Origin of the sequence: Candidatus Rickettsia tasmaniensis (genome assembly GCF_036857515.1) — a bacterium.
Taxonomy (GTDB): domain Bacteria; phylum Pseudomonadota; class Alphaproteobacteria; order Rickettsiales; family Rickettsiaceae; genus Rickettsia; species Rickettsia rickettsii.
Genome location: NZ_JAQCNX010000025.1, coordinates 1 through 10,374 on the forward strand (window position 1 = coordinate 1; position 10,374 = coordinate 10,374).

Consider the following 10,374-nt stretch of genomic DNA (forward strand, 5'->3'; position numbering starts at 1 on the left):
ACCTGCTTCTGATCTAAAGCACGGGGTGTAAGCAACATAACGCATCGGTAATTTTTCTCTTGGTATAATAGTATCGGCGACTATATTTACTAAAGATACTTCTGCGGTTGGAATTAGTCTGTAACCATTGGTTATTGCAAAAGACTCTTCGGCAAATTTAGGTAGTTGTCCTGCATTATACATAGCATTATCTCGAACTAATACCGGAGGTGATATCTCAAAGAAATCCAACTCTTTAGTATGAACATCAAGCATAAAATTAATTAAAGCACGTTCTAGCTTTGCTAAATCACCTTTTAACGTTACAAATCTAGTTCCAGAAATTTTAGCAGTTTGTTCAAAATCCATTAAATTTAATTTTATACCTAGTTCAAAATGCTGTTGATTCAAAGCATTTGGATTTGTCTCTCCGTAAGTACGAACTAATTTATTCATACTTTCATCCATTCCGTAAGGTACTTCTTCGTCCGGAATATTAGGAAACATATTTAATAGTTCATTTAATTCGTTATTATTATTTAGATCCTGTTCAAGTGCTTCCAACTTCTCATTTATATGTTTGACATCTCTTTGTAACCCTTCAAACTCTTCGCCGCTTTTAGAGGCCATATTACCTAAAATCTTTGATTTTACCTTACGTGCATGCTGAAATTCTTGAATTAAACTCGTAATTTTTCTTTTCTCTCTGTCGAGCATAGCAATTTTACTAGACATAGGTTCAATAAATCTTTGGCTAAGCTTTTCATCGAACAATTCTTGATTTTCTCTAATCCATTTGATATTTAACATTTAGTGTCCTCGGTTTTTCTATAAAATTACATATCATTATTGAAGTTTCATATAATAAAAGTAGCGGTATTGCAAGAGCAAACTGGCTTAAAATGTCAGGGGGCGTTAATATTCCTGCAATAATAAAGTTAATGACCACGGCAATGCGTCTTTTTTGCTTAAGTGTTTGTACCTTAACTATTTTTAGTATATTTAATATCATTATCACAACTGGCAGCTGAAAAGCAACTCCAAAAGCAATAATTAAATGAATAACTAAATTTAGATACTCGCTAATTCTTGCTTCCAAAACTATCGGTACTATCATATCACGTTTTTCAAAACTAAGAAAAAAATTCCAAGCTTTCGGCATTACAAAGTAAAAAACAAAAATACTACCGCACCAAAATAAAATAGGCGACATAAAAAGAATAAAAGCGATAATTTTTTTTTCATGGCGGTGTAACCCAGGACTGATAAATAAATAACACTCCAAAGCAATTATAGGTATAATAATAGTAAAAGCAGTAAAAGCTGCAAGTTTAATATAGGTAAAAAATGCTTCTGTAAGCCCTGTATAAATTATATTTCGTACCGTATCACCGCTTAGCTTAGCAAGCGGTTTTAATAAAACACTATAAATAGTGTCGCTAAAATAATAGCAAATAGCAAATATAATTATAAAAGCAGTAAATATTCTAAGAAGCCTTATTTTTAATTCTAATAAATGTTCTTGAAAACTATATAGTTTCATAAAAATTCTGACTCTTCATTTCGCAGAAATATATATATCAATATTATAAACCTTTTTTAATAATTGTCATATCTTTTTAGAAATATTCACAAAGCCTAGTTTCTTTCTATATATTTTATAAAATATCGGGATAAATAACATGCTAAACAGAGTATTACCTAAAAAGAATACAGGCCAAGTAAGATATTTTGCACAAATACCGCCAAGGCTAGCTAGAATAATACGGCTAAGAGAGCTAAAAGATGCAATAATAGAATATTGTGTGGCAACAAATTCACTATTACAAAGGCTAGCAAAATAGATAGAGATAATAGTTCCTGCAAAGCCTGCACAAAAATTTTGTACTGTAACAGTTATTATAAATGTCTTTATATCATAGCCGATAGTAGCAAGAATCATAAACATAAGAGGTGACAATAATTGAATAACTCCACCAATTAAGACACTATGAAATATACCCATTTTTGCAGCTAAAACGCCGCTTAAAGCTCCTCCGACGATCATGATTAGTAACCCGTAAGCTTTGTAAATAACGGCAATTTCATGAGTAGTAAAACTTAAATCTAGTAATAAAGGCGAACTCATAGCCATAGGTATAGAATCCGCAGCTTTATATAAAAAGATAAACAATATAATTAGCAGTAAATATTGCTGTTCATTTTTTAAGGAGATAATACTTTTTTTAATAACTTCAAAATATTGTTGTAATCCTATTAAATTAGTAGTTGTATGGTGTATTTCTTTTGATTGTGGTTCTTTGATACATAAAATTACTATAGGTCCAATTAGAGTAATGAATAGAGCAAATTTATATACTGTATTCCAGCCGAAAATAATTGATGAATATAAAGTACCGACGCTGCCAAGTAACATACCTAAACGAAACCCTATGCTACTAAAGGTAAAAGCCATTGAAAGCTCTTCTTTAGATGTAGGTCTCTCAATTCTATATGCATCAAGTACAATATCTTGTGTAGAACTGCAGAATGAAATAATAAATAAGATAATTGCAATAATATATAAGTTATTACAAGGGCTTATGTTTAAGAACCCCGTCATCGCTAGGATTAAAAATATTTGTGATACCAATGCCCAGCCACGCCTGTGACCGAATTTAGAACATAAAAAAGGTATAGAGTATTTATCTATAAAAGGTGACCATATGACCTTTAAGCAATACGGAAAGGCAGCTAGTGATATCGAACCTATTATATCAGTGGTGTATTTTGCTTCGGATAATTGATATGGAACTGTAAAAAAAATTAAATTGAACGTAAGACCGGAAATTAAGCCTAAAAGTAAAATACCGATTAAATATGTATGGTTATTTATGTCATTCTTGCATGAATTGATCTTCAACGTCATTGTGAGGAAAAACTGTAAGTTTCGACGAAGCAATCCAGTAAAAAATTCTGATTTACAGAATATTCTATTATTATTTCTGGATTGCCACCACGCTCCTTGCAGTTGTGGCTTTGTTGCATGGCTTACTGCCACCTCTGTCATCCCGCAGGTTTGTAGCAGGACCCAGTTAAAAAATACTAATATTGTTAGTATTTTTAGTTATTTTCTGGATACCGTGGTCAAGCCACGGTATGACACCGAACACGTTTTTTGAGCCATGCAACAACGCTTTCAGTCGCTTGCAATGACGGGTAGGTACACACGCAATAATGCCTCGCAGGAATGACATAAAGGAATGATTAAAAATTTTGTACACGAAATCTAATAGCTTTAAATAGTTACTTAATATTTCATTTTTAGGGAGTAAGGAGCGACTTTGGAAAATATTTTACCGACTACCGGTATTTTAGTTACAATAGTGCTGATTAAGAAAAAGGAAGGAATAACATTTCCTTTAACCATAATTAATTGCTGCTTGGTATCAATATTACCTGTCATAGTAAAATCAAAGAACGGTCCATGTGCTTCCGTATCAAAAATTGTAATTATATTTCCTCTATAATTAAATTTACCGCTCATATCTTCAAATAAAATATTTTTATTATTAGTTATTGAACTAAGAAAACCCGGCAACGAAACAAAGGAAACAAGCCGTGTTAAAAAAGGAGTATCGACTACCGTAAAATGTTTTATAGAAAATTTGCCGTCTAATATTGGCACTATTTCACCTTTTTTTACTTCATATCTTTTTGTATTTAAGTTGATGTTAATCTGACCGTTTTGCATAGTGGTATACATTCCGAGTCCCTTAAGCAATGCTCCGGCATTATCGGATTCAATTAACCATTGTTCAAAAGTTTCCTTAGCGGTAAGCGACATCTTAACTTTTTTATTATCAATATTAGCATTTAGAAAGCCGGAGAAACACCGCACTTTATCACATTTAATTGCTAAATCAAGATTACCTAGCATTATATTATTCTTTAAAAGTATTTTTGAGATATTAGTTTTTAAATTAATATTACGTGTAGAATCTCCCGCTTTTTCTAAAAACTGCATCATATTAGCATTTGATAAATCTAATCCGCTTCCATAAAGTGCCGTATTAAGATTATGGTTATCTATGATTATTTTTCCTTTTAAATCCGTATGATTATGTTTAACAGAGGCTAGATTAATATTATAAATATTTTTCTTAATTAAGGCATTACCGTTAATTTTTAGATTATCCTGCCCTGAAAGGTTAAATTCAATATTTCTATCGAAATTTTTATCATTTAATTTAGTATATAAATATAAATTGGCTTTTTTATATAATTTTTTATGAATAGATACTTTATCTATATAAAATTCTAAATTATTAAGATTAGAATTAACGGTAATAAAACTCTCATTATTATGCTGTTTTTTATACTCAAAATTTAAAACGGTACTGCCTGAAATTAATTTAAATACTCCAAATCTTTGATTATTTGCCGCAATATTGCTTTTTATTTTAAGTAAACACTCATTATTTTTATCCGATATATCATGGTCATAAGTAAAGCTGCTTGCATAATTATTAATGTTACCTTTACCGCTAATATTTAGTTTTTTATCTTTAAAACTACCTTTGGCTTCACCGTTTTGTAATAGGATATTATTGTCTAAGGTGTTAAAAGAGATATTTGTTAATGTCGACAAAACATTATAGCTATTAGGGATATTGGGGCTAATAGGAATTATTAGCTCTATTATTGAATTTGCCGTTCCTTTGATTTTTTTAAGATCAATATTTTGAGCTTTAATATTTTGATATGCATCATTTGGAACAAAGGCAATTAAGTCATTAATTTCACCTTTAGCAGTAGCATTAAAAACAAATTGTGATTTATCCGGTCCTTCCCATTTGAAAGTCATAATACCGTCTGAAACGACACTTTTACCGCTATATGCTTCATTAATTAGAAATTTTATTTCCGGTCCTGAAATGATTATATTAGTATCAACTTTAGTCAAAGGCGGTAAATCTGTATGATATTTATATTCAAAATTCGAGATATGTAAATTTGCTTTTAAATTATCTTCTACTAAAATATTTTTTTTTAAAAATTTTTTATCTAATTTAATATTTAATTCTCCGTTTTGGATGTAACCTTGTTTTATATGTTCTCGTAAATATGAGATTATAGGATTATCCGGAATAATTTTTTCGACTGTTTGATAAATTATTAAAGGCATATTTGCGGCAGCTGCACTTGCATCGATATTTTTATCGGTTATTATACCGCTGAGTGATAAAAAAGCTTTGTCCCCAAAGGTGAGTTTGCAATTAACGGTCTTTGGATTATCTTTAGAATAGGTGGTTTTATATGAGCATAAAGCATTTCCTAGAGGTAAGTCTGCTCCTTGCTCATCAGTTAAGATATCACTTTTTATTGAAGTTAGTCGTATGTCGGTTAGGGAATCTTTTTTAATTATATTTAACGAATAATCACCGGTCGTTGAAGTATTTATAATCTCTTCATCGTTATTTGAAATTACGGAAATTTTATCGATATTAAAATTAGCCTCTATTAACGCATTAGAGAAGAAATTTTTGAAATTAAAGAAAAGATTAAAATCGTTAATTTCTCCTCTAGCATTATCTATAAGACTTAAGGAAATTTTATCTATGGATAATCGGTTTTCTTTAAATTCTAAATTATGTAGTACAGCCTTTATATCATTTTTACTTAAATAAAATTCAATTATTTTTTTCAAAGGTTCATTTAAGTGTCCTTTATTTGCACTATAAACAGTTAGAGTTATAGCCAAAGATAATGAAATCAGAATTATAAAAATACTAATAAAGGTTTTTTTAATAAAATTCATTTGAGCTTGTAAATCTATTGAAATATGATAAAAGCTTTATATACTCGGATAGAACTGCAAAAATTGGCTAAGTCATTCTACAAGTACTCCGGTACTAACGTATTAAGTATACGCTCCGTTCCTCGTCTTGTGGACTCCTTGCACTTGTTGAAATTGAGCTTAGTCTATACTACTCTTCATTTATTTGAGGTATACACTTGGAATATAACGTATAATTTAAAAATTTAATATAAAAATCACGAAAAATTATGAATATTACATTTATCGGTAGCGGATATGTGGGATTAGTCTCAGGTATTATTATGGGCTATTTAGGTCATAATGTTACTTGTATTGATAATGATGAGGTTAAAATATCCAAATTAAATAAGCAAATATTACCGATTTATGAAGCTAAACTTGATGAGTATCTTAAGCAAGCTTTAGAATCTGATAGGTTAAAATTTACAAATATTTATAATAATGAACTTCAAAATGCTGATGCAATATTTATTACGGTCGGTACACCTTCAAAATGGTTGGGAGAAGCGGATTTAAAATATGTTTATGATGCTATTGATAAAGTGTTCGAGCATATAAATAAAGATTGTTTAATAGTCATAAAATCTACCGTTCCGCCGGGTAGTTGCAGTAATATTATAGCTTATTTAAAATCAAGAGGCTTTTCATTTAATGTTGCTTCTAATCCTGAGTTTTTAAGAGAGGGTAGTGCGGTAGAAGATTTTTTATATCCTGATCGTATAGTGATCGGTGTAAATAATAAAGAATCAGAGGAAATATTGCGAAAAATTTATGCACCTTTACAAGGTGCAAAGTTTGTGGTTACCGATTTAGTGACGAGCGAACTTATTAAATATGCTTCAAATAGTTTCTTAGCTACCAAAATTGCTTTTATTAATGAGATGGCTGATTTATGTGAAAAAATCGGCGGTAATATTAAAGATTTATCTAAAGGTGTAGGACTTGACCAAAGAATCGGTCAAAATTTTTTAAATGTAGGACCTGGTTTTGGTGGTTCGTGCTTTCCAAAAGATATTCTAGCATTAAATAATCTTGTAGAAAATCATCATATAGATTGTAGGATTCTTAAGGCAGTAATTAAAAGTAATAAGCAGCGTCCAAGTAATATGGTAGATAAAATAGCTACTTTGTTAGACGGAGATTTAAAAGGTAAAAATATAGCAATTTTAGGCTTAACATATAAAGCAGGAACAGATGATGTGAGAGCAAGCCCTGCCATCGCAATTGTAAAGATCTTATTAAATAAAGATGTATATGTTAAAGCATTTGATCCTATCGGTCTTGAAAATGCTAAAAAGAATTTGGAACATAAAAATTTGCTATATTTAGATTCAGCAGTTGAAGCCTGTAAATCAGTAGATATTATAGTTATTGCAACTGAATGGTCAGAATTTAAAGAACTTAATTGGCACGAAATTTATGATTTAGTAAAATTGCCGATAATCATTGATCTTAGAAATATACTAGATAATGAAGCAATGAAAAAAATCGGTTTTAGATATTATGCAGTCGGAAGTAAAATTTAGTCTTGTCGTTAAGGCTTCCGATGTTATTCCCGCGAAGGCAGGAATCCAGGGTAAAGCGCGATAAATCGAGCTTTTAAAAAGCTTTAAAGTACTGGATTCTCGCCTACGTGGGAATAACATAAAAAGTCTACGGGAATGACATAAAGAGTCATACAGTAAGACAATAAACTTTAACATTAATTTAAAATGCGACCTGAATTTATTCATTTAAGAATTCAAAGCTCTTATTCTTTTCTAGAAAGTGCATTAACGATTGAGAAGGTAGTAGAACTTGCTTCATCGAATAAAATGCCTGCTATTTGTTTGGCAGATAAGGGAAATTTATTCGGCTCATTAGAGTTTGCATTATATGCAGTAAAAAAAGGACTGCAGCCGATACACGGAGTTATTCTAAATATAAAATACGATATAGATATTTTTGCTCAAATTTTGCTTATAGCTAAAGATGAAACTGGCTATAAAAATTTACTCAAACTATCAAGCCTTACTTTTACTAAAAATGATCGTAAGATATGCGATCACATTGATTTTGAAGATTTAATCGAATATCAAGAAGGATTAATAGGATTATGCTGTTATACCGACGGTATTGTCGGAAAATGCTTGCTAGCTCGCAACGAGGAGCAAGCGATGCTGTTTGCACGTAAATTACAGGAAATTTTAGGAAATCGTTTTTACTTTGAGATTATGAGACATGAGCTACCGGAAGAACAGTTTATTGAGGATAGTTATATTAGAATTGCTGCCGAGCTTGCTATTCCGCTTGTTGCTACTAATAAAGTTTTGTTTAGTGAGAAAAGCATGCATGATGCACATGATGTATTGTTATGTATATCAGCCGGTGTTACTAAAGAATATCTGGATCGAAAAACAGTTAGCGAAAATTGTTATTTTAGATCACCGCATGAGATGATAGAGCTTTTTTCCGATTTACCTAGTGCCATCCAAAATACCGTGAATTTAAGAGAGCGTTGTTATTTTGCCGCACATGCAAACCCGCCGATGCTGCCTAATTTTGCCACCAAAGATATTAGTGAAACGGATTTAATTAGAAAAGATGCAAAAGCAGGGTTGCTTGTAAGGCTTGCTACAAAGTTTAAATCTGAAAATATTTCGTTAGAGAATCAAGAAGAATTGAAAACCGAATATTTTGCTCGTCTTAATTATGAGCTGGATATTATCTGTAATATGAATTTTGCTGGTTATTTTTTGATTGTATCTGATTTTATTAAATGGAGTAAAAAAGAGGGTATTTTAGTCGGACCGGGTAGAGGATCGGGAGCAGGCTCGGTTGTTGCTTGGAGCTTGCTTATTACTGATCTCGATCCGATTAAATTTGGCTTATTATTTGAAAGATTTTTAAATCCTGAACGTATTTCAATGCCTGATTTTGATATTGATTTTTGTCAGGAAAGGCGTGAGGAAGTAATTAATTACGTACGTTCTAAATACGGTAATAATAGAGTAGGACAGATTATAACTTTCGGTAAGATGCAGGCAAAGGCTGTAATTAAGGATGTCGCTCGTGTGCTTAGCTTACCTTATAAATTCGCTGATTATCTAACGGAGCTTGTCCCTTTTAGTGCAGTTAATCCAGTTAGCTTAGAACAGGCAATGCGTGAAGTTCCGGAGCTTGCAAATGCCGCTAAAGGTAATGGGCTGTATAATTTGGACGGTGAAGCGGAGTTAATTAAGCTAGTGCTTGATACTTCGTTAATTCTTGAGGGGCTGCATAGGCATTCCTCAACTCATGCTGCAGGAATCGTAATAGCAGGTACCGATTTAGTCGATATAGTACCGGTATATAAAGATGCTAACTCCGATATGCTGGTAGTCGGTTATTCTATGAAATATTCCGAGATTGCCGGTTTAATTAAATTTGATTTTTTAGGGCTACAGACCCTAACGGTTATTACCGATTGTAAGAAACTGCTTAAAGAGCAAGGGATAGAAGTAGATTTTAATGATATGACGTTTGATGATAATAAGACTTATCAAATGTTGTGTAAAGGTAAAGGAGTCGGCGTTTTCCAATTTGAAAGTATCGGGATGAAAGATGCACTTAGACGCCTTAAACCTGATTCTATACATGATTTGATAGCTCTTGGTGCGTTATACCGTCCTGGTCCTATGGAAAATATTCCTACCTATATAGCTTGTAAGCATAAATTACAACAGCCTGATTATTTACATGAGCTATTGAAGCCAATCTTAGAAGAAACTTACGGAGTGGTGATATATCAGGAGCAGGTACAAAGAATTGCTCAGGTTCTTGCAGGTTATACGCTAGGAGCTGCCGATTTACTTCGTAGAGCAATGGGTAAGAAGATAAAAAAAGAAATGGAGGAGCAGGAAGCAATTTTTGTTAAAGGAGCAATTGCTAATAATATTTCGGAATCTCAAGCTAAATCCATTTTTGCGACCGTGGCTAAATTTGCCGGATACGGTTTTAATAAGGCACATGCTGCGTCTTACGGTGTTATTTCATACCAAACTGCATATCTTAAAGCTAATTATCCTGCTGAATTTTTAGTAGCATGCTTAAATCTTGAATTGAATAATCACGATAAAATTAATTTATTTTTACAAGAAGCAAAAGATAACGGCATAAAAATTACTGCACCTAATATTAATATTTCTGAAGGGTATTTTAGTGTAAAGTTTTCGGACACTGTCATCCCGCATAGCGTAAAGCCTGTCATACCGCGACTTGATTGCGGTATCCAGGAAATTTCAAAAGATACCGTGGTCAAGCCACGGTATGACATCGCGGGTGCAATAATCTTCGCCTTAGGTGCTATTAAGGGAGTCACGCCGAATTTCGGTAAGTTAGTAACGGATGAGCGAAAAGCAAGAGGGGCGTTTAAATCAATTACTGATTTTATTGAAAGATTACCCCCCAAATCTATTAACAGTAAATTATTGGAAAATTTAATCAAGTCAGGCTGTTTTGATGAGTTGCATGATAATCGATTGCAATTATTGTCAAGCATTCCAAAATTGCTTTCTTATTCAACTTCATATCACGCAGAGCAGGAATCTAATCAA

4 protein-coding genes and 2 pseudogenes are annotated in these 10,374 nt (G+C 32.0%); 2 read left to right on the forward strand and 4 right to left on the reverse strand.

The genetic code is table 11. The features are described from left to right. The 4 genes and pseudogenes from O6R16_RS06330 to O6R16_RS06345 all read right to left on the reverse strand — a co-directional run. Positions 1 to 789 (reverse strand): annotated as a pseudogene (locus O6R16_RS06330) (serine--tRNA ligase); the annotation flags it as partial. Continuing rightward, on the reverse strand, positions 767 to 1,522 hold the full coding sequence (gene tatC / locus O6R16_RS06335) for a twin-arginine translocase subunit TatC (protein WP_499680474.1): 756 nt from the start codon (positions 1,520 to 1,522) through the stop codon (positions 767 to 769). The pseudogene O6R16_RS06330 and the gene tatC, both read right to left, overlap by 23 nt. Before the next feature lie 66 nt (positions 1,523 to 1,588). Further along, positions 1,589 to 3,098 (reverse strand): annotated as a pseudogene (locus tag O6R16_RS06340) (MFS transporter). Between the two features lie 170 nt (positions 3,099 to 3,268). Then, a complete protein-coding gene (locus O6R16_RS06345) occupies positions 3,269 to 5,779 on the reverse strand; it encodes a transporter AmpG 3 (RefSeq protein WP_499680475.1) in 2,511 nt (836 codons plus the stop codon). A gap of 248 nt (positions 5,780 to 6,027) precedes the next feature. Here O6R16_RS06345 and O6R16_RS06350 point away from each other — a divergent pair, with 248 nt between their 5' ends. Together O6R16_RS06350 and dnaE are read left to right on the forward strand one after the other, a co-directional pair. Next, a complete protein-coding gene (locus tag O6R16_RS06350; RefSeq protein ID WP_499680476.1) occupies positions 6,028 to 7,326 on the forward strand; it encodes a UDP-glucose dehydrogenase family protein in 1,299 nt (432 codons plus the stop codon). Positions 7,327 to 7,512: 186 nt separating this feature from the next. Then, the coding region (gene dnaE / locus O6R16_RS06355) for a DNA polymerase III subunit alpha (RefSeq protein WP_499680477.1) at positions 7,513 to 10,374 on the forward strand (2,862 nt) is incomplete at its 3' end.

Bases quoted from the DNA above. Each gene is read 5' to 3' on its own strand.
- tatC (WP_499680474.1), bottom strand. From the start codon at position 1,522: ATGAAACTATATAGTTTTCAAGAACATTTATTAGAATTAAAAATAAGG.
- O6R16_RS06345 (WP_499680475.1), bottom strand. From the start codon at position 5,779: ATGAATTTTATTAAAAAAACCTTTATTAGTATTTTTATAATTCTGATT.
- O6R16_RS06350 (WP_499680476.1), top strand. From the start codon at position 6,028: ATGAATATTACATTTATCGGTAGCGGATATGTGGGATTAGTCTCAGGT.